This is a genomic window from Lonsdalea quercina, from assembly GCF_900107885.1.
GTDB classification, from domain to species: Bacteria; Pseudomonadota; Gammaproteobacteria; order Enterobacterales; family Enterobacteriaceae; genus Lonsdalea; species Lonsdalea quercina.
In genome coordinates this window covers 201,979-222,694 of sequence record NZ_FNQS01000001.1, presented here as the reverse complement: position 1 = coordinate 222,694, position 20,716 = coordinate 201,979, and the positions used below count along the sequence as shown (strand labels likewise).

Genomic DNA, 20,716 nt, shown 5'->3' with positions numbered 1-20,716 from the left:
CCACGATGTTAACCGATAGCGGCGCGGCGCGTAAACCTGTTCTGGAGGCGGCCTCGCGGTCGCGGGAGAATGAAAAAAGGCGTCCGGATGCTGTCTGAAAAGACTTTGTTGCGTGGCGGTACGCCGGTTCGCGGCGTTCTGTTATGCTTAAAGCCGTGTTCTGATTAATGACAAAAATTTCAAGGAGCCGGGATGAACGATAGCCTCCCCGGGCACAGCCCTGACGCGCTGCACGAGACCGTGAGCCGCGTTCTTGCCGCCTTTAAACACCCGACGTTGAACAAAGATCTGATAGCGCTCAACGCGCTGCATCACTGCGCGCTGCTGGATGACGTGCTGCACATCGAACTCATTATGCCGTTTGTCTGGCTGAGCGGCCTTGAGGTCCTGAAGGAGTCGGTCAGCGATGAGCTACTGCGTCTTACCGGCGCGAAAAGCGTTGAATGGCGGTTGACGCACACGGTCGCCACGATGAGCCGAGCGAACAATCAGCCCGGAATCAAAGGGGTGAAAAACATCGTTGCGGTCAGCTCCGGCAAAGGCGGCGTCGGCAAGTCCAGCACCGCCGTGAATCTGGCGCTGGCGCTGGCGGCGGAGGGGGCGAACGTCGGGATCCTCGATGCGGATATCTATGGTCCTTCGATTCCCACCATGTTGGGGACGACTCATGAACGACCGACTTCGCCGGACGGCGAGCATATGGCGCCGATCGCGGCGCACGGCATCGCCTCCAATTCCATCGGTTATCTGGTGACGGACGACAATGCGATGGTGTGGCGGGGGCCGATGGCCAGCAAGGCGCTGCTGCAACTGCTGCAAGATACGCTATGGCCTGACCTCGACTATCTGGTGCTGGATATGCCGCCGGGCACGGGCGATATTCAGCTGACGCTGGCGCAGAACGTGCCGGTAACCGGCGCGGTGGTCGTCACCACGCCGCAGGACATCGCGCTGGTAGACGCGATGAAAGGCATCGCCATGTTCGAGAAGGTGAAAGTGCCGGTTCTGGGCATCGTGGAAAACATGAGCGTGCACATCTGTAGCCACTGCGGCCATCTGGAGCCTATTTTCGGTACGGGCGGCGCGCAGAAGCTGGCGGAAAAATATCACTGTGCGCTGCTGGGGCAACTCCCTCTGCACATGTCTTTGCGGGAAGATCTGGACCGTGGCGAACCGACCGTGGTCAGCCAGCCCGACAGCGAGTTTACCTCGCTCTATCGCGAGCTGGCCGGGCGAGTCGCCGCGCAGCTGTATTGGCAAGGCCAAGTGATCCCCACGGAAATCGCGTTTCGCGCGCTATAACGCTCCATTCCTGTTCGCGTCCTGCTCGGACGCGAACTCCCCTCCCGCTTAGTGCTGGCGTGAGAGCGGCTAACTCCCTATAATTGCGGCGTTCAGACACCCTTAGCGGTGTGTCCCTTCTTTTTTTTTCGTAAACCAGGTCTTTATTGCCATGACTGACAAGTCTCACCAGTGTGTCATTATCGGGATTGCCGGAGCCTCAGCATCCGGTAAAAGTCTCATAGCCAGTACCCTTTACCGTGAGTTGCGTGAACAGGTGGGCGATGAACATATTGGTGTCATTCCGGAAGACTGCTATTACAAGGATCAAACCCATCTGACGATGGAAGAGCGGGTGAAAACCAACTATGACCATCCCAGCGCCATGGACCACAATTTGCTGTTACAGCATCTGAGAATGTTGAAGTGCGGTGAGGAAATCGCGCTGCCGCAGTACAGCTACGTGGAGCACACCCGCCTGGAAGAAACGAAGCGTCTCGAACCGAAGAAAGTCATTATTCTGGAGGGCATTCTGTTGCTGACCGATGCCCGCCTGAGGGGCGAGCTTAACTTTTCCATCTTTGTCGATACGCCGCTGGATATTTGTTTGCTGCGCCGTATGCGTCGCGACGTCAACGATCGCGGTCGTTCGATGGATTCCGTGATGGCGCAGTATCAGAAAACCGTCCGTCCGATGTTTTTACAATTCATTGAACCGTCTAAACAATATGCGGACATCATCGTGCCGCGCGGTGGTAAAAACCGCATCGCCATCGATATTCTGAAGGCGAAAATCAGTCAGTTCTTTGAATAAACAGTTACGTGCAGGCGCTGCCGCCCCTGGTGACACAGAGTCGACGGCAGCGGATTTGCCTGTCTAAATCCTGAGCGGAGAAAATGATGAGACTGTGCGACCGCGACATTGAAAATTGGCTGGATGACGGCCGTCTGGTGATTACGCCACGCCCCCCCGTCGAACGTATCAGCGGCGCGACGGTCGATGTGCGTTTGGGAAATCAATTCCGCGTATTCCGCGGTCATACCGCCGCTTATATCGACCTGAGCGGGCCGAAAGACGAAGTCAGCGCGGCGCTCGATCGCGTGATGAGCGACGAAATCAATCTGCCGGAAGGCGAAGCCTTTTTCCTGCATCCGGGAGAACTGGCGCTGGCGGTGACGCTGGAGTCGGTGACGCTGCCGGACAATCTGGTAGGCTGGCTGGATGGCCGTTCTTCGCTGGCGCGGCTGGGACTGATGGTGCATGTGACCGCACACCGCATCGACCCAGGCTGGCAAGGACGGATTGTGCTGGAGTTTTATAATTCAGGGAAGCTGCCGTTGGCGCTGCGACCAGGCATGATGATCGGCGCGCTCAGCTTCGAACCGCTGTCAGGCCCGGCGGCTCGGCCTTATAACCGACGTCAGGACGCTAAATACAAAGATCAGCAGGGCGCGGTGGCTAGCCGAATCGACGAAGACTAAGCCACAGACGCCGCCGCCCGATGCAGCCCGAATATCAATGAGGATGGCATGAAAAGACTCTTTACCGCGCTGGTTATTCTGCTAGTGGTTCTGGCCGCTGGTATGAGTGCGTTGGTCGTGCTCATCAACCCGAATGATTTCCGCGGCTACATGACTCGTCAGGTGGCGGCCAGAAGCGGCTATCAACTGACGTTGGACGGCGATCTGCGCTGGCACGTCTGGCCGCAACTGAGCATCTTGTCCGGCGGCATGTCGCTAAGCGCGCCGGGCGCGCAGGCGCCTATCGTCAGTGCCGAAAACATGCGTCTGGACGTCAGGCTTTGGCCTTTGCTGTCCCATCGTCTGGAAGTGAAGCAGGTGATGCTGAAAGGGGCGGTGCTTCGGCTCACCCCGGAAAGTCAGCCGAAAAAAACCAACCAGCCGATTGCACCGCCGGGGGGGGCTGAACCGGACATCGGCAGCGGCTGGCGTTTTGATATCGGGCGTATTGAGGTGGCAGACAGCCTGTTGATCCTACAGCAGCAGGACGGTGAACAGCTCAATTTGCGTGACATCAACCTGAGTATGACGCGCAGCGGGCCGAATGAGGCGCAGGTAACGCTTTCGACCCGCATCAACCGCGACCAGCGCGATCTCTCCCTTTCTGGCTCGTCCGTGCTGGACATGCGCGAGTTTCCTCAACGCGTCCGCGCCCGCATCGATCGTTTAGATTATCAGCTACAAGGCGCTGGACTGCCCGCAAGCGGTATCACCGGCAGCGGTTCTATGCAGGTGGCTTATCAACGTCAGCCGGAAAAGATCACCGTCAGTCAGTTTGCTCTGAGCGCCAACCAAAGCCAATTGAGCGGAACGGCCGCCTTCACCTCGGGTAGCGTGCCTGATTACACGCTCGACCTGCGTTCGGGACTGCTGGATCTGGACACGTTGCTGGGACTGGCGAAGGGCGAGGACGAGGCCGTCAGCGTGAAAAAAGCGCCTGCCGTGAAGCCGGTCATCTCCAACGATATCCCGCTACAGCAGTCGAATAACGGGCTGCGCAATTTCACCTCGCATATCGCCTTGCAAGCCGATGCCCTCATCTTCCGCGGCGTCAAGATGAACCAATTCAGCCTGCGCGGCGTCAACCAGCGGGGCAAAGTGACGATTGACGAACTGAGCGGCCGAGTAGGCGAAGGCCGCTTCTCACTGCCGGGAACGTTGGACATCGATGCCTCGCCGGCCATCAACACGCAACCTGACCTGGAGAATATCGAGTTAACCGATTTGATGCGGGTGCTGACGCTGCCGGAAACGCTGACCGGCTCCTTTACCATGCAGGGTAAATTTAGCGGAGACAACCTGACCGTGTCGGCAATGCTGTCACAATGGCAGGGCAACGCGGCGTTGCAGGCAAGCAGACTGCGACTGTATGGACTCAACATTCCACGCATGATCCAGCAGGCGGTGGAACGCAACAGCAACGGGGTTCGGGGACAAAGCGGCGACGAGCACTTCACCGAGATGCAACAGGTCACCGGGCAGGCCCGCCTCAATGCCGGGAAACTGCGGATGTACAATCTGAACGGGCGTTCGCAAATTCTGGCGGTTGGCGGCGAAGGGGTGCTGGATCTGCCTGCGCAGAGCTGCGACATTAACCTCAGTGTGCAGGTCATCGATGGTTGGCAGGGCAATGATCGCGTGGTCCAGCTGCTGAAAAATGCTCGGATTCCTTTCCGACTGTATGGTCCCTTCAACAACCTGAACTACCAGTTACCGATCGATCAGATGTTGCGTAAGCGGCTGCAGGATGAACTTAAGCAGCAGATCAACGACTGGACGAAAAAGAATCAGGCTAACTGATGCGCGTGAGGCCAGCCGGTGACGGCGTGGCCTCCACGTTTTCCCCTTTCCTTAGTCGCCCCAATCATGTGCCATACGGATGGCGCGCCGCTCAATGAGCGACGCGGGCTGAGACTTCGATTAGACCTCGTATTCCATTTCGTCTTCGTTCTGAGGGATCACCAGCACCTTGATAATGCGATGGCTCTCGACGGACAACACCCGGAACAACACGTTGTCGATACGTACCTCGTCGCCTTCTGCCGGTATTTTTTGCGTATGTTCCATCAGCAGGCCCGCCAGCGTGTGGAACTCGCGCTTTTCTTCCAGTTTCAGCGGGACATACATCAGTAAATCTTCGACCGGCAGATAGCCGTTGGCGATGAGCGTCCCGTCCTCGTTCATCTGAATATCGTGGCGAGCGTCCAGCTCTTCCCCTTCGAGCGGCAGGTTGCCTGCAATGGTCTCCATCACGTCGCTCAGGGTCACGATACCCTCGACCGAGCCGAATTCATCCACGATAAACGCGAAATGCGTATGCGCTTCGCGGAATTGTTCCAGCGCAGACAGTAGCGAGAGCTGCTCCGGGAAGACCAGCGGCTGGCGAATGAGCGCCCGCAGATCCAGCGGCTGACTATTGAGCTGCTGGCGCAGCAGCTCGATCACATGAACGACGCCGAGCGGTTCATCCGACACATTACTGTCGGTCACGACCAGACGGGTATGCGAATTTTTTTCCATCAGGGCAGGGAGGTTTTCGGGCGCGGTGTTGATATCGATGTTTTCGATATCATGACGGGAAGTCATGATGCTACCGACAGAGCGTTGTGACATCCCGAGTACGCGCTCGATCATCCGCTGTTCTTGCTGGTTGAAGACCTGCTGACCGTCGGCATCGGCGCTATCGGTATTTGTCGAGGTTTCTCTATCGCCGTCTTCCTGCTCGCCGCGCAGGAGTTTGAGTACGGCTTCGGCCGTACGCTGGCGAAGCGGCATGGCGGAGGAGAGGAAACGGCGTCGATTAAACATCGCCACCTGATTTAGCATCTCTATCGTGACGGAGAAGCCGATAGCCGCGTAGAGGTAACCTTTGGGGATGTAGTAGCCGAACGCTTCCGCCACCAGGCTGAAACCAATCATCAAAAGGAAGCTCAGGCAGAGGATAACGATGGTGGGGTGGGCGCTGACGAACCGTGTTAGCGGCTTACTGGCCAGCAGCATTAGGCCGATGGCGATGGTCACTGCGGCCATCATGACCAATAAATGGTCAGTCATACCGACGGCGGTGATCACCGAGTCCAACGAGAAGATCGCGTCCAGAACAACAATTTGCGCGACCACAGGCCAGAAGCGCGCCCCTTTGCGCTGATTCTGCTGATTCTCGTCCTTGCCCTCAAGTCGTTCGTTCAGCTCCATTGTTCCTTTAAAGAGTAGGAATAGGCCGCCGATCAGCACGATGAGATCCCGCGCGCTGAACTCCTGTCCCAGCATGGAGAACAACGGCGAGGTCAAGGTGACCAGCCAGGAGAGGGAAGAAAGCAAGACGAACCGCATCAGTAGCGCTAATGACAAGCCGACGACCCGTGCGCGATCCCTTAATTTTTCAGGCAGTTTTTCAGCAAGAATTGCGATGAACACCAGATTATCAATGCCCAACACCAGCTCCAGCACCACTAATGTGGCCAGACCGGCCCAGATTGTTGGATCGACCATCCATTCCATATTCGGAGATTACCTCTTTTAACATCATGCATTTAATAACCGGATAGGTTATCAGGACACACCCCATGCCACCAGACATTGTGCCTTTGCAGGCTAATTCATCACGCATGCAAGGCGTGGTTATAGGAATATACCTAGGGGAAAGAAAAACCGAAGGTGCTATCTTCCGGTAATAAATATTATTTAAGGATTTATTTAGTTATGGCTAATAAACCCGCCTCTATCAAGCTTGAATACGGACTTAATATTGTGTTTTTGAATCGAATCCGGAGGGGCTGTCAAAAATAGCGAGGGACGTTATAGCCATTATCCGAAAGTGGCTTTGTCGTCAATATTCACCTTGTCATTAGGAATTATTTTTCCCTATGCTTTCGGAGCGTGAATAAGCGTTATTTATTCGTAATTCGAAGTCTACTTTTGGGTGTTTTTCCTATTGATTTTCCAGATAGCACACAGAATTCATGTTTGCCTTAAAAAATGAACGGTTTTTAGCGGATTGGTTGCTGCAAGCCAAGGGCGGTAGCGTACTTAAACGTGACAAGTTAATTAACCTTCGCCGGTAACTTTAATGACTTTTTAAAGACTGTCATTGAGGTGTTCTCATGTTTTGTTCGGGTTGTGAGTAGGTATCTCTTCACAGAGAGCCATCAAGCACAACCTTATTAGGGTTAATAACAGAGTGGGAACACATTTGATGATAAAAAGAAGGAAAGTCATGTTTTGGGCAGGAATATGCCGTAATCTGATATTTTCCAACCTTAACGCTAATAAAACTTTCTTATTTCACAAACATGAAAGTTTTTCCTTATAACTGGTGCGCCCTTTACTTCCATTATTGAAAAGCGATGGCATAACAGGATGATAAACCTAAAAATGAGATTGGTTCCGCTACTTGTTTCGACGATATTACTGGGAGGGTGTACGGTTATTCCGGGTTCGCACCTCTCGATCTCCGATAAAGAAGTGGTGGAACAGCCGGATGACGATTTTAATATCAGCAAACTGGTGAACGTATACCCCATTACCCCTTCATTAATTGACCGTCTTCGGACCAAGCCTGTGATTGCACAGTCGAACCCGCGTCTGGAACAAGAGCTGCAAAGTTACGAATATCGCATCGGCGTGGGCGATGTCCTGATGGTGACGGTCTGGGATCATCCTGAACTGACGACCCCGGCGGGGACGTATCGCAGCGCCAGCGATACCGGCAACTGGGTTCACTCTGACGGCACCATCTTCTACCCGTATATCGGCAAGGTTAAAGTCGCGGGTAAGACGGTGAGCGAGGTTCGCGGCGAGATCATGCGCCGACTGGCGCAGTACATTGAATCGCCGCAGGTTGAAGTCAGCATTGCGGCGTTCCGTTCGCAGAAAGCCTACGTGACGGGTGAGGTGGCCAAGTCCGGTCAGCAGGCGATCACCAATGTGCCGCTGACCATACTCGACGCTATCAACAGCGCGGGCGGGCTAACCACCAACGCCGACTGGCGGAACCTGATTCTGACCCATAACGGGAAAGACGAACGGATTTCGTTGCAGGCGTTGATGCAGAACGGCGACCTGTCTCAGAACCGCTTGTTGTATCCAGGCGACATACTGTTTATCCCGCGCGACGACGATTTGAAAATCTTCGTGATGGGAGAAGTCAACAAACAGACCACGCTGAAAATGGACCGCAGCGGCATGACGCTGACCGAAGCGTTGGGCAATGCGGAAGGGATGAATCAATCCTTTGCCGACGCGACCGGGGTGTTCGTCATCCGTCCGTTACATGGTACCCAGGGGCCGAAGCTGGCGAACATTTATCAGTTGAATACCTCGGATGCGACTTCGCTGGTGATGGGATCAGAATTCAAATTGCAACCTTACGATGTGGTATATGTGACGACCGCGCCGGTGGCTCGCTGGAATCGTCTGATCACACAGCTGGTGCCGACGATTGGCGGGTTCAACGACCTCAGCGAAGGTTCATTGCGTATCCGTAACTGGCCGTAGGAGTGGGGGAGCGATGTTTAATTCCATTCTCGTGGTTTGTGTCGGCAACATATGTCGCTCTCCGACCGGAGAGCGACTGTTGAAGCATGCGCTGCCGGGGAAGACTGTGGCCTCGGCGGGGTTGGGGGCGCTGGTCGGCAACCCCGCCGACAAAATGGCAAATGAAGTCGCGGCCCAGCATGGTTTGTCGCTGGAGGGGCATCGCGCTCGCCAGCTCACGGGCGCACTATGCCGTCAGTTTGACCTGATTCTGGTGATGGAGAAGGGTCATATCGATGCTGTCGGCCGCCTTGCGCCGGAAGTGAGAGGGAAAACCATGCTGTTCGGCCATTGGTTGAACCAGCAGGAAATAGACGACCCCTACCGTAGAAGTCGTGAAACGTTTGAAATGGTATACACCCAATTAGAACAGTCTGCCCATCAATGGGCGCAGGCACTGAGCCGTTAACCTGCAGGGATTAAGATGTCAGAGAAAATTGCCGTGAAAACATCTGAAATTGATAAATCAGACGATGTCGATTTGGGCCGTTTACTGGGAACAATGCTGGATAACCGCTGGCTTATTATCAGCGTCACCACCATTTTTACTGTTCTCGGCATTCTCTATGTATTAATGGCGACGCCTATTTATCGCGCCGATGCGTTGATTCAGGTGGAACAGGATGCGGGGGACAGCCTCTTAAAAGATGTCTCCAGCATGTTGCCTGACGCCAAGCCGCAATCTGCCGCCGAGATTGAATTAATCAAATCCCGTATGGTGATTGGAAAAACCGTTCAAGATTTATCTTTGGACACGGAGGTGGAGCAAAAGTATTTCCCGGGCATCGGTAAAGGCGTTGCGCGGATCATTAATCAAAAACCCGGCAATATCGCCATTTCCCGCTTGCAAGTTCCCGGCATATTAATGAACAAAATGCTGACGTTGGAAGTTTTAGCCGGCGGACGTTATCGCCTGACCGACAGCGACGGCCGTGTGGATATGACGGGAAAAGTCGGACAGCTGGAAAGTCGCGATAGGATTTCTATTCTGGTGAGCGATATTGAAGCGCCGGAAGGAACGGAATTCAACGTGCGCAAACTGGACGAGCTGACGGCAATTAATAAAACGCTGAACGCGATGTCGGTGGCGGATAAAGGCAAAGATACCGGCGTATTATCGTTGACGCTGGAAGGCGTTAATCCGGAGAAGACTCAAAAGATTCTGGACAGCATCGCCAATAATTATCTACAGCAGAATGTTGAACGTAAATCGGCGGAAGCGGCGAAAAGTCTGGAATTTCTGAAAGGGCAGTTACCCATCGTGCGGACCTCGTTGGATGAGGCGGAGAACAAGCTGAATCTGTTCCGCCAACAGAATGACTCGGTGGATCTCTCGCTGGAAGCGAAGTCCGTGCTGGATACGATTGTGGGCGTGGAATCTCAGTTGAACGAGCTTACCTTCAAAGAGGCGGAAATTTCCAAGCTCTACACCAAGGAGCATCCGGCGTACCGCGCCCTGATGGAAAAACGCAAAACGCTGGAAGACGAGCGGGACAAGCTGAACAAACGCGTCAACAGCATGCCGAAGACGCAACAGGAAATTCTGCGGTTGACGCGTGACGTCAACGTCGGACAGGAAGTTTATGTCCAACTGATGAACAAGCAGCAGGAGCTGAGCATCAACAAGGCCAGCACCGTCGGCAACGTGCGAATCATCGACTCTGCGATGGTGGAAATGAGTCCGGTGAAACCGAAGAAAGCGCTGATGGTATTGCTGTCTGTCATCCTCGGCAGCATGGTGTCCGTCGCTTTCGTCGTGCTTAAAACCGTACTGCATAAAGGGATCGAAAACCCTGAACAGTTGGAGGCGCTGGGCGTCAACGTATACGCCAGCGTGCCACTGTCTGAATGGCAGCAGAAGAAAGATCGCGAAATGGCCGTCAGACATAAACGGGGCAGCCCAACGGTGCCTGCTCTGTTGGCGATGGGCAATCCGACCGATCTGGCTATCGAGGCGATCCGGAGCCTGCGCACCAGCTTGCACTTCGCCATGATGGAAGCGAAGAATAATGTACTGATGATTTCCGGCGCCAGCCCCGGGATCGGCAAGTCCTTCATCAGCGCCAACCTCGGCGCCGTCATCGCCCAGTCCGGTCAGCGCGTTCTGGTGGTGGACTGCGATATGCGTAAAGGTTATGCCCACCAATTGATGGGGACGAGCGGCGATAAAGGGTTGTCGGACATTCTGTCTGGACAGCTTGCCGCTGAAACCACGGTGCGTCAGACGGCGCAGGAAAATCTGAGCTTTATTCCGCGCGGGCAGATCCCGCCAAACCCGTCGGAACTGCTAATGCACAACAACTTCTCTCGTTTTCTGGGGTGGGCGAGCGAAAACTTCGACATTGTGCTGCTGGATACGCCGCCGATCCTGGCCGTGACCGACGCGGCGATCATCAGCCGTCAGGTGGGCACGTCGCTGCTGGTGGCACGCTTCCTGGTGAACACGCCGAAAGAGATCGAAGTCAGCATCCGTCGCTTCGAACAGAATGGCGCAGAGATCAAAGGCGTGATCTTGAATGCCGTCGTAAAACGCGCGGCCAGCTACTACGGAGATGGCAGTTACCACTACTACGCGTATGAATATAAGTCGGATAAGTAACGACCGCTGATTCATCGCTGGGCGTATCTTCGACGTCGAATGGCCTGGAAGTCTCGTATCCAAGGACTTCCAGGCCTCACTCCCGCGATATCGTCGTCCGACGTCTGCCATCCACCTATCTGTAGTTCATTTTATTTAGAGCGTACTCGCTAATGTCTATTGCAATCGAAAGTAACGCCCCGGTAGTGAAATCTAGGGAAGGTGCTCTGACATCGACATTGCGTTGGCTGATCGCTGCCTTGTTTGTCGCTACGCCGCTGAATCCTTATATCAGTGACATGACCGTGTATTTGTGGCTGCCACTGGTGTTTTTAGATTTTCACTTTCTCGCGTTACTTAAAAAGGTCAATTTAAAACCCACGCTGTTCATTCTGCTCTTTCTGAGCTTCTGTCTGCTGATTGGACGAATTGATATCGCGGTTAAAGGCGCCGCCATTAGCCTTGGCGTGATTTACCTGATCAAAGTGGGTAGGCCGATCGTCGATAAGATTTTTGTCTGCCTGATTTTTTCGGCGCTGTGGTGCGTGCTGCAATTTATCGCTTTTCAGTTTGGGCAAGAGTATTCCGCCATGCTTGGCCCCAGCGCAATATCGACCCTCCTGTGGGGAGCCTACGCGACGGAGACATACACTAACCAATATGTCGTGTTCTTTCTGCCGCGTATGTCGGGGTTATCCCGAGAGGCTGGCTTTTTCGTGTCGCTTTTGCTGATTACCTTCATTATCAGGGCAAGAGATAAAAAGCTGACGAAAAAAGAGATACTGATTTTCATTCTGGCCTTTATGTTCAGCCTGTCCAAAGTCTCTCTGGTGTTGTTTATCTTCTTGTTCCTGTATTTGCTGCGGCACTACATTCGTAAAATACCCGTCAACATCACGATTATTGCGTTCATATTTCTATCCGTGTGCCTGGCTAACTACCTGAATGTGGGGTCGCCGGATTACTTTTACGATCATGAATCCTTCGCTCATCGTTTTTCGCCGTCTTATTTATTAACGGATATGAAGCTACCGAACCTGCTGTTTGGTTGTGACAGAGAGTATCAGTGTTTCAACACCAGCCAGCCGATCATTGGTTTCTTTGAGCCTAAAGGATTGAAACCCAATATTGGGCTGTCGGGCATTTTGGTGGAAATGGGCCTATTTGGACTGGCGACTTTATTTCTGGCTTCGGTCTTATTGAAGTTGGATAGCTATGACATGGGGATCCTGATCTGTTTTACACAGACCGTCACGCTCTTCACCGTCGATAGCTTCATTATCCTCACGTACTACTACATCATCACGAACAAACAATATCGTTAGGGATGATATCGATAACTTCAACCAGACAATCAAGGTGATTATGTGATTTTCGTCAATGCCAGGTTTCTGACTCAAGATATTACCGGGGTGCAGCGCTTTGCAGAAGAACTGAGCCTGTCTCTGAATACGATGAGAGATGACGTGGTGTTCCTGTCACCGCGCAATATAGCGAGACAGGATGTCGCTAAACAGCTCAACGTCAAAATCATCGGTAAAAACAGCGGCCATATCTGGGAGCAATACGATCTCCCCAACTATCTCAAGCGGAACGGTTCGCCTTTATTAATTAATTTGTGTAGTACAGCACCCGTTTTTTATAAAAACAAAATTGTGACACACCATGATGTCACGTATAAACGCTATCCGCAGAGCTACTCCAAAAAATTCAGGCTGCTGTATAACACCTTAGTTCCGCTGATGATTAAAAATTCTCATAAGTTGATCACCGTGAGCGAATTCTCGAAGCTGGAACTGGGAAAACACTATCACATCGATCCTCATAAAATCGCCGTGGTTTACAATGCGGTCAGCGGTAAATTCAACGGAAACGGCAAAGTCAGCGCCGAAGATAGTCGCGACGCCTATTTGCTGGCCGTATCGTCGCCGAATTATCACAAGAACTTCCATAGTCTGATCGAAGCATTCAGCCAGCTGGACAATAAAGACATTACGTTGAAAGTGGTTGGCGGCGGCTCAGGGAGTTTTAAAAAACAGAGTTATCTGCAAGATCTCGACGAACGCCGTATTCAATTCGTCGGCCGCGTCAGCGATGACGATTTGCTGGCGCTCTATCGCAACGCCACGGCCTTTATTTTCCCATCGCTGTATGAAGGCTTCGGCATTCCCCCGCTGGAAGCTCAGGCGTGCGGCTGTCCGGTGATTTCCTCTAACGCAGCGTCGATGCCGGAAGTGTTAGGCGACAGCGCGACGTTTTTTTCACCGCTAAATATTGAGGATATGGGTGAAAAGATCACTTCGGTGATTTCTGATCCTGATTTGAGGAGTTCTCTTATTCAAAAGGGATATGAAAATATAGAAAGATTCTCCTGGAATAAATCCGCAGAACAACTCAGTCATATTATTGATGGCGTTTTAGTTAAACGCTGATTATTTTTTATTTTTAGGGAGATGAATATGTCAGATAACTACAAAGTAGGGATCGTGACGGACTGGCTGGTGACCTATGCAGGCGCAGAGAAAGTGCTCAAAGAAATGCTGGCAGTTTATCCCAAAGCAGAACTTTACTCAGTCATCGATTTTTTTGATGAAAAAAGCCGTGAGTTAATTGCCAATAAACAGGCGACGACCACCTTTATTCAAAAGTTTCCCAAGGCCAAAAAAAGCTATCAGAAATATCTGCCTTTTATGCCGTTGGCGATTGAGCAATTAGACGTTTCGGGTTATGACGTCGTTTTATCCAGCAGCCATGCGGTGGCGAAAGGAGTTATTACCGGGCCGGATCAATTACATATTAGTTATGTGCATTCACCTATGCGCTACGCTTGGGATTTACAGCATCAATATCTTAAAGAGACCGGACTGAATAAAGGGATGAAAGGTTTTATCGCCAAAGTCCTATTGCACAAGCTGCGGCTTTGGGATTACCGTACTGCCAACGGCGTAGACCACTTTGTGGCGAACTCTCAATTTATCGCCCGAAGAATAAATAAAATCTATCGCCGTGAAGCTGATGTGATTTATCCGCCGGTCGATATTTCAAGCTTTGAGTTCTCCGAAAAGAAAGAAGAATTCTATTTAACGGCGTCTCGACTGGTTCCTTATAAAAAAGTGGACCTGATCGTGGAAGCGTTTGCAAATATGCCAGACAAAAAATTACTGGTAATTGGCGACGGTTCCGATATGGAGAAAATCAAATCCCTGGCGAAACCGAATATTGAACTGCTCGGTTATCAGAGCGATGCCGCCCTCATTGACTACATGCAGCGCGCGAAGGCGTTTGTTTTCGCGGCGGAAGAAGATTTTGGTATTTCACCCGTCGAAGCTCAGGCTTGTGGCACGCCGGTGATTGCTTTCGGAAAAGGCGGTGCGTTAGAAACCGTGCGTCCGTTAGGGGTAGATAAACCGACAGGCCTGTTCTTCGAACAGCAAACGGTGGCCTCGCTGTGCCAGGCTGTGAACGATTTTGAACAATTGGATGGGGAATTACTTGCGGAGGATTGCCGGGAAAATGCCTTGCGGTTTTCCGTGAATCGGTTTCAGCTTGAATTTGATAACTATGTAAAAAATAAATGGGAGCTTTTTGACGAGAGCAAAAAGATTATTTATTGAGACTGACTCATCAAACTAAATCTATATGAGAAAAATGATGTTAAAAGAACCAGGTAACATCGTCTATACAAACGCCTCCATGATATCCATGTTGCAGCGTTTTACCGATATAGTAACCATATTGCTGAGTACATTTCTTGTCTCTTTTTTTGTCAACGGTGAGATTGATCTTCAGCATTGGTTGCTTGCCTTTATTAGTCTTTCTATTTTTCAATTATTTGGGGGGATTACTGATTTCTATCGTTCATGGCGGGGCGTCAGTTTCCGACGCGAAATCAAACTACTGATGCGCAACTGGGTGCTGAGCGTTATTTTCAGCGCCGGAATACTGTCTATTTTCCCCACCAAGTTCATAGGCTTTTACTATCATGCGCTGTGGCTCAGTATTTCGCTGATTTCCTTTATCTCGTCGCGTTTGTTAATTCGAGTCGCGGTCAGATACCTGCGTCAGCTTGGTTACAATACGCGCCGGGTGGTGATTATCGGCGACTCGATGGCGGGTCTGCACATGATTGAAAGCATTCTCCGGGCGCCGTGGCTGGGATTGAACATGATCGGCTACTACCTGCCGGAAAAAGACGCGGTGGCGGAGTCCTATGAAGCCGCCAACGTCCGAAAGCTCGGCGGCGTTGATGAACTGATCAAGAGCGCCAAGCGGGGCGAGATCGATAAGGTCTATATCGCTTTGCCGATGAAAGACTCCGAGCTTATCGACACCATTTTGCAGGAGCTTTCGGATACCACCTGCACCGTCTTGCTGATCCCGGACATTCTCATGTTCAGCATGTTGCAGTCACGCAGTGAAATGATAAATGGAATCCCCGTTATCTCTCTTTACGATACGCCGATGAGTGGTCTTAACGTCCTTATCAAGCGAATCGAAGATATTGTCATCGCCTCGATAATCCTATTGCTGATTTCACCGCTGATGATCCTGATTTCAATTGCCGTGAAGGTCACGTCGCCAGGACCGGTGATCTTCCGCCAGAAACGCTACGGCATTGACGGCAAGCCGATTGAGATCTGGAAATTCCGCAGCATGAGCGTGATGGAAAATGGCGACAAGGTGATTCAAGCCACGAAAGGGGATGCGCGTATCACGCCGGTCGGTGCGTTCTTACGCCGTACCTCGTTGGATGAACTGCCGCAGTTCTTCAACGTCATCCTGGGCGATATGTCCATCGTTGGTCCTCGTCCCCATGCCGTTGCGCACAACGAGCAATACCGGAAATTGATCAAGGGCTACATGCTGCGCCATAAGATGAAACCCGGCATTACCGGCTGGGCCCAGATTAACGGTTGGCGCGGAGAAACTGAAACTCTCGACAAGATGGAGAAACGGGTGGAGTTCGACCTCAGCTACATCCAGAACTGGACGCTGTGGCTGGACATCAAAATCATCTTCCTGACCATCTTTAAAGGCTTCGTCAATAAATCAGCCTATTAATCAGACCGAACGGATGCGGCATTGACCGCACCGTCGCCTGTCTCTGTTAACGAATAATAGAAGCAAGCGCCGGACAGCGAGACACGGCTGTTGTTGTCCGGTTCTGCCTGACGGAGACGGAATCGCTTTGTCCAACAGCGTCGTGGTTGCAAGACGTTTGGCGTTATTCAAGCACGCAACATGACTCAACCTTGTCCGGTTGAAGGGAGATAGAGTCAGAAGTCAGGCTCTGTGCTGTTATTCATAATCAATAAAGAAAAAACGCTATGGGACTAATTTCTAACACAAAGTGGGTTGGGTTTTCGCAAGGGTTCAAGATCGTCGTCCAGCTATTGAATATCGTGGTATTAGCCCGGATGATCCCACCGCAGGAGTACGGCCTGATGGCGATGGCGTTAGTCGTCGTCAACCTGGCGACGCTGGTCCGTGATTTGGGGACATCTGCCGCCATCATTCAACGTAAAGAGTTGCAGGACAAGACCATCAATGCCGTGTTCTGGCTGAACATCTTTATGGGACTGGGCGTCTGCCTGGTGGTGGTGCTGATGTCTCCGGTGGTGTCGATCTTCTTCAATCAGGACAAGCTGGTGCTGATCCTGTGCCTACTGTCGCTGAGTTTCCCGCTGGGAAGCAGCTCCGCCGCGCATTTGGCCCTGTTGGAGCGCCAGTCGCAGTTCAAGAAAGTGGCCTTCATTGAGATCACTTCGTCGCTGTTTTCATTCGCCGTCGCCGTCACGCTGGCGGTGATGGGGTATGGCGTCATGAGTCTGGTCGCTCAGGTCATCGTGCTGAATGTAATGTCGACGATTCAGCTCTGGCTGGCGTCTTCCTGGCGTCCCTCATTCGCTCATCTCTGGGATCAGGCCGAGTTGAAAAGTATCTTCGGGTTCAGCGCCAACCTCACGGCGTTCAACTTCATCAACTACTTTTCCCGCAACGCGGACAGCATGATCATCGGTCACTACTTTTCCTCGCTGATATTGGGCGCTTATTCGTTGGCCTATCGCATCATGCTGTTTCCCCTGCAAAGCCTGACGTTCGTCGCGTCGCGCGCGCTGTTCCCCGTGCTGAGCCGCTATCAGGACGAGCCGGAGAAAATACGCGAAGTCTACTACAACGTTCTCTACTACATCCTGCTGCTCGTGGTTCCTCTGATGATGGGGATTGCGATATTGAGTAAGGAGTTCGTGCTCATCGTCTTCGGCGACAAATGGGCGTTGACCGCCACGATTTTGGTCTGGCTGGCGCCGACGGCGATTATTCAGTCCATTCTCAGCACGTCCGGCACCTTGTTTATGTCGAAAGGGCGGACAGACACCCTGATGATACTGGGGGTGCTTGGCGCCATTCTGCAAGTGTCCGCGTTCATGATCGGGTCTCGGTATGACATCGTCACCTTCTCCCAGCTTTACTTCATCGCCAACATTCTCAACTTCATCCCGGTCATCGTTTGCGTGAGACCGCTGATTGGCTTCTCCGTCGTGGCCTTTTTCAAACGCATCCTGCCGGTTCTGGCATCAGGCGCTTTGATGGTGGGGCTGGTGTATTGGGTCAAAACCGCGCTGGGTCAATCTTTGACCACGGAATGGGTGCTGGCGATTTCTATCCTCTGCGGGATAGCGAGTTACTCCGTCGCCATGCTGCTGGTGGATAAATCGTTGCGCACAACGATAGCCGGGATCGTGCAGAGAAAGAAAAAGGCGCTGATATAACGCTGTTTTACAGGGAAATCATAACGCTGATGTCTTGGCATGAAAGAACGCATCCGGTTCTTTATATTTAATGAATTCATCGAGGTGGATCGAATATGAGTCCTTTGGTTTCTGTTTACATACCAACCTATAATCGCTCTTCTTTAGTTAAGCGCGCGGTTGAGTCCGTCAAAAATCAAACCTATAAAAATATCGAAGTGATCGTCGTCGATGACGGTTCCAGCGATGATACCGAAGAGGTCGTCAAGTCCCTGGTCGGCGGCGATACCGTTGTCAGGTTCTACAAAAATGAAAATACCAAAGGCGCCTGCGGTTGCCGAAATACGGCCATCAAATATGCGCAGGGCGAGTACATTACCGGGCTGGATGACGACGACGAATTTACGCCGGACAGAGTCGAAACCTTCGTGACGTTCTTCGAAAAAAACCGCTATCCCTACATCTCGTCCGGCATTGTATTCCGGGGGGACAAAGGCGACTTCATCGAGTTCGACAAAGCGGGCGTGATTACGCTAGATGACCTCTGCCAGTCTAATGTAATCGGCAACCAGGTGTTTACCACCACCGAGAATATGCGTGAGATCGGCGGGTTCGACAACGCCTCGCCGGCGTGGCAGGACTACGACACCTGGCTGCGTCTGGCGGCGAAGTTCGGCAACGGGTATCGCATCGGCGGGGCCACCTATATTCAGTATCTTGACCACGGCTTCAATCGCATCACCAAATCTAAAAAGCTCAAAAACGGCTATGAATTCTTCATCAACAAGCATGCGGCGCTGTTGAATGAGAAGGCGATCAAGACGCTGTACTTCCAATACAAACTGGCGGCTGAAGAGAAGTTGAGCTTCTCCGAACTGCTGACGCTGACAGATACGCGCGTCTTTTTAGGCGCCACCAAGTATTACCTGAAAGGTCTGCTGCACAAATAACCGTTCGCGGTGAGTAGGCAACAGCCTGGGATGAAAGTCTCTCAGGCTTATTCGTCAGGTTATTTACGGTGAATTTTATGAGAGTTTTTTATTGCGATACTGACATCTTCAGCGGCCACGAGAAAATGTTTCTCGCCGCCGCCTGCGGCGTGTCAGACAAATTCCCCTGCGTGCTGATTTTGAATGAGCATAACCCCAAGGCCCTGGCGTACTGCCGGGAGCACGGCCATTTTGACCAGATCATCACTGTGCCGATCAAGACGGTCAAATTCGCCTCGTTGGTGACCTGGTTTATGTGGGGCGACATATTAAAAATAAAGAAAATTTTGCAGAAATATCATGCCACCTCGGTCGTCGTTTCTCAGGGACGCATCGAAATCGGCAATCTGGGCAGCATGGCGGCTCGTCTGATCTCGGTCCCTGTCACCTCCTATATCCCGATGGCGCACGGCTACGTCGAGCTGTACGGTAAAAGCGCGACCCACCTGTTTAAGGATGCGCTCTGCGCCATTCTTTATCGGCTGCCTGCGCGCTACATCACCATCAGCGACTCCGTCAAAGCTTCTTTGCAGCAAAAAAGCGGCCGCGACACGCCCGTCGATGTGGTGGCGAATTACATCGATCGTAAGCCGCAGGCGGATGTCGCCGATGCCGCCACGCCGCTGTCCGATGTGCCGCCGGGCACGTTTACCCTGGTGATCCCAGGGCGACTGCTGGACAAGCAGAAAGGGCAAATCGACTATCTCACCGCGTTGAAGACTGTGATCGCCCAGCAGCCTAACGTGAAATGTTTTCTGGTGGGAGAAGGGGAAGACAAAGCGCGCATTCGCGCGTTTATTACGGCGAATCAGCTGCATAACCACGTCGAGCTGCTGGGGAATCGCGACGATATGCTGGCGATTATGTCGCAGGCGGATTTGATTGTGATCCCTTCCAAGTTTGAAGGCGTACCGCTGGTGCTGATCGAAGCGGCGCTGCTGAATAAAAAAATAATTGCGTCCCGAATTGATGGAATTAAGGATTATCTCAACGCCACCTACCTTTTCGATAGTCATAATATTGACGAAATGAGCCGGGTAACGTTGCAGCATATGACATCGAACGGGGAAGATAATTACCGGACGTCGCTCAAGGCATTAATCCAGCGTCATCAGGATGACTTCATTAATGATTTTTATGCGGCCCTGATTCAGCCGTCGGTTGAAAACGCATCGTGATAAAGGAACCTATAATGCATTGCAATTATGTCGTTGTCGTAGTGCTTTATAATAAACAGGTCGCCGCGTCCACGACATTATCTACGCTGGCGGATTATGACTTTAAAACCGCAAAGCTGATTATTCATAATAATGGTCCGCAGTCGATTAAACTTGATGCGACTTCCGAGAAAGCTTTCCAACAGCGTTTCGGAAAAATCGAATTGAATAATTGTCTGGATAATCCTTCGTTGAGCGTGATTTACAATCGTTATATTCACTCTCATCCGGAAGCGGAAAAATTTGTTTTGTTGGATGACGACACGACGATTAACGAAACATTTCAGCAGGCGCTATTGAAAGGGGAGGCGGATGTCGAATGCCCGAAAATTATTTCGGTGTTCGATAAAGAGACCTATTACCCCATGTCGCACAATGCCGTGGTCGCCGATGCCGAGGTGTTGGATCCTCTCTCTGCGGTGTCCATCGGATCGGGACTGATCATCCGTCGTTCGCTGGTCGACAAGTTTCGCCAGCATGGGTTCTCGTTGTTCGACGAGCACTATGCGCTTTATGGCGTCGACACCAGCTTCTTTCGCCGCATACATCTGCTGGCGCGTAAAGGCGTGGCGATCACGCTGAGCACCACCTGCTATTTGACGCACTCCTTGTCCCGAACGGAAGGGGCGATGAATGACTTCAGAAGAAAAGAAAGAATCTGGGATCTGGCGATTTCGACGCGTCAATATCCCAGCGTGAGAGGGTATTACGTCTTTTTAAAAAGAGTGTTATCCGATCTGTGCGCATTCAAATTCAGAGATACTTTTCTGCTGATCTCGGCTTTTATTGCGGGTAGACACCCAAAATGTCGGACGCTGAAAAATCAGTAGCCTTCTTTTCCAC

General features: G+C 52.0%; 16 protein-coding genes. 15 read left to right on the top strand and 1 reads right to left on the bottom strand.

The window, feature by feature from the left end:
- The first annotated feature begins 192 nt into the window (after window positions 1–192).
- From apbC to asmA, 4 genes are all read left to right on the top strand, one after another.
- A complete protein-coding gene (apbC, locus tag BLU64_RS00980; protein WP_026743158.1) occupies window positions 193–1,302 on the top strand; it encodes an iron-sulfur cluster carrier protein ApbC in 1,110 nt (369 codons plus the stop codon).
- A 151-nt stretch (window positions 1,303–1,453) separates the two neighbouring features.
- Window positions 1,454–2,095, top strand: coding sequence for a uridine kinase (udk, locus tag BLU64_RS00975; protein ID WP_026740947.1), 642 nt, complete (start codon window positions 1,454–1,456; stop codon window positions 2,093–2,095).
- A gap of 86 nt (window positions 2,096–2,181) precedes the next feature.
- The gene (gene dcd, locus BLU64_RS00970; RefSeq protein WP_026740948.1) at window positions 2,182–2,763 is read left to right on the top strand and encodes a dCTP deaminase; all 582 of its coding nucleotides are present in this window, start codon (window positions 2,182–2,184) and stop codon (window positions 2,761–2,763) included.
- Window positions 2,764–2,811: 48 nt separating this feature from the next.
- Window positions 2,812–4,602, top strand: coding sequence for an outer membrane assembly protein AsmA (asmA, locus tag BLU64_RS00965; protein ID WP_074727713.1), 1,791 nt, complete (start codon window positions 2,812–2,814; stop codon window positions 4,600–4,602).
- A 120-nt stretch (window positions 4,603–4,722) separates the two neighbouring features.
- On the opposite strand, the gene BLU64_RS00960 is transcribed toward asmA, so the two are convergent.
- A complete protein-coding gene (locus BLU64_RS00960) occupies window positions 4,723–6,303 on the bottom strand; it encodes a TerC family protein (protein ID WP_026743156.1) in 1,581 nt (526 codons plus the stop codon).
- 858 nt (window positions 6,304–7,161) lie between these two features.
- On the opposite strand from BLU64_RS00960, the gene BLU64_RS00955 reads away from it, so the two are divergent.
- From BLU64_RS00955 to BLU64_RS00905, 11 genes are all read left to right on the top strand, one after another.
- On the top strand, window positions 7,162–8,298 hold the full coding sequence (locus tag BLU64_RS00955) for a polysaccharide export protein (RefSeq protein WP_026743155.1): 1,137 nt from the start codon (window positions 7,162–7,164) through the stop codon (window positions 8,296–8,298).
- Between the two features lie 13 nt (window positions 8,299–8,311).
- The gene (locus BLU64_RS00950) at window positions 8,312–8,746 is read left to right on the top strand and encodes an arsenate reductase/protein-tyrosine-phosphatase family protein (protein ID WP_026743154.1); all 435 of its coding nucleotides are present in this window, start codon (window positions 8,312–8,314) and stop codon (window positions 8,744–8,746) included.
- A gap of 15 nt (window positions 8,747–8,761) precedes the next feature.
- On the top strand, window positions 8,762–10,936 hold the full coding sequence (gene wzc / locus BLU64_RS00945; RefSeq protein ID WP_074727710.1) for a tyrosine-protein kinase Wzc: 2,175 nt from the start codon (window positions 8,762–8,764) through the stop codon (window positions 10,934–10,936).
- A 152-nt stretch (window positions 10,937–11,088) separates the two neighbouring features.
- A complete protein-coding gene (locus BLU64_RS00940) occupies window positions 11,089–12,240 on the top strand; it encodes a hypothetical protein (protein WP_074727708.1) in 1,152 nt (383 codons plus the stop codon).
- Window positions 12,241–12,282: 42 nt separating this feature from the next.
- Window positions 12,283–13,347: a glycosyltransferase family 4 protein gene (locus BLU64_RS00935; protein ID WP_026743151.1), complete on the top strand. Its 1,065-nt coding sequence runs from the start codon at window positions 12,283–12,285 to the stop codon at window positions 13,345–13,347.
- 27 nt (window positions 13,348–13,374) lie between these two features.
- Window positions 13,375–14,529 (top strand): glycosyltransferase family 4 protein, encoded by a 1,155-nt coding sequence (locus BLU64_RS00930; protein WP_026743150.1) that lies wholly within the window; start codon window positions 13,375–13,377, stop codon window positions 14,527–14,529.
- Between the two features lie 37 nt (window positions 14,530–14,566).
- Window positions 14,567–15,976: an undecaprenyl-phosphate glucose phosphotransferase gene (gene wcaJ, locus BLU64_RS00925; protein WP_139171454.1), complete on the top strand. Its 1,410-nt coding sequence runs from the start codon at window positions 14,567–14,569 to the stop codon at window positions 15,974–15,976.
- 266 nt (window positions 15,977–16,242) lie between these two features.
- Window positions 16,243–17,688, top strand: coding sequence for an MOP flippase family protein (locus BLU64_RS00920; RefSeq protein ID WP_074727704.1), 1,446 nt, complete (start codon window positions 16,243–16,245; stop codon window positions 17,686–17,688).
- A gap of 95 nt (window positions 17,689–17,783) precedes the next feature.
- Window positions 17,784–18,617 carry a glycosyltransferase gene (locus BLU64_RS00915; protein ID WP_051625542.1) on the top strand — a complete coding sequence of 278 codons (834 nt, stop codon included), beginning with the start codon at window positions 17,784–17,786 and terminating at the stop codon, window positions 18,615–18,617.
- A 77-nt stretch (window positions 18,618–18,694) separates the two neighbouring features.
- Entirely contained in the window at window positions 18,695–19,834 is a 1,140-nt protein-coding gene (locus BLU64_RS00910) for a glycosyltransferase (protein WP_074727702.1), read from the top strand.
- A gap of 14 nt (window positions 19,835–19,848) precedes the next feature.
- Window positions 19,849–20,703: a glycosyltransferase family 2 protein gene (locus BLU64_RS00905; RefSeq protein ID WP_074727700.1), complete on the top strand. Its 855-nt coding sequence runs from the start codon at window positions 19,849–19,851 to the stop codon at window positions 20,701–20,703.
- Window positions 20,704–20,716: the final 13 nt, after the last annotated feature.

What these genes read in the sequence shown, in the direction of transcription:
- BLU64_RS00960 (WP_026743156.1), bottom strand. Translation starts at nt 6,303, where the DNA reads ATGGAATGGATGGTCGATCCAACAATCTGGGCCGGTCTGGCCACATTA.
- apbC (WP_026743158.1), top strand. Translation starts at nt 193, where the DNA reads ATGAACGATAGCCTCCCCGGGCACAGCCCTGACGCGCTGCACGAGACC.
- BLU64_RS00930 (WP_026743150.1), top strand. Translation starts at nt 13,375, where the DNA reads ATGTCAGATAACTACAAAGTAGGGATCGTGACGGACTGGCTGGTGACC.
- wzc (WP_074727710.1), top strand. Translation starts at nt 8,762, where the DNA reads ATGTCAGAGAAAATTGCCGTGAAAACATCTGAAATTGATAAATCAGAC.
- BLU64_RS00920 (WP_074727704.1), top strand. Translation starts at nt 16,243, where the DNA reads ATGGGACTAATTTCTAACACAAAGTGGGTTGGGTTTTCGCAAGGGTTC.
- BLU64_RS00950 (WP_026743154.1), top strand. Translation starts at nt 8,312, where the DNA reads ATGTTTAATTCCATTCTCGTGGTTTGTGTCGGCAACATATGTCGCTCT.
- BLU64_RS00940 (WP_074727708.1), top strand. Translation starts at nt 11,089, where the DNA reads ATGTCTATTGCAATCGAAAGTAACGCCCCGGTAGTGAAATCTAGGGAA.
- dcd (WP_026740948.1), top strand. Translation starts at nt 2,182, where the DNA reads ATGAGACTGTGCGACCGCGACATTGAAAATTGGCTGGATGACGGCCGT.
- udk (WP_026740947.1), top strand. Translation starts at nt 1,454, where the DNA reads ATGACTGACAAGTCTCACCAGTGTGTCATTATCGGGATTGCCGGAGCC.
- asmA (WP_074727713.1), top strand. Translation starts at nt 2,812, where the DNA reads ATGAAAAGACTCTTTACCGCGCTGGTTATTCTGCTAGTGGTTCTGGCC.
- wcaJ (WP_139171454.1), top strand. Translation starts at nt 14,567, where the DNA reads ATGTTAAAAGAACCAGGTAACATCGTCTATACAAACGCCTCCATGATA.
- BLU64_RS00915 (WP_051625542.1), top strand. Translation starts at nt 17,784, where the DNA reads ATGAGTCCTTTGGTTTCTGTTTACATACCAACCTATAATCGCTCTTCT.
- BLU64_RS00905 (WP_074727700.1), top strand. Translation starts at nt 19,849, where the DNA reads ATGCATTGCAATTATGTCGTTGTCGTAGTGCTTTATAATAAACAGGTC.
- BLU64_RS00910 (WP_074727702.1), top strand. Translation starts at nt 18,695, where the DNA reads ATGAGAGTTTTTTATTGCGATACTGACATCTTCAGCGGCCACGAGAAA.
- BLU64_RS00955 (WP_026743155.1), top strand. Translation starts at nt 7,162, where the DNA reads ATGATAAACCTAAAAATGAGATTGGTTCCGCTACTTGTTTCGACGATA.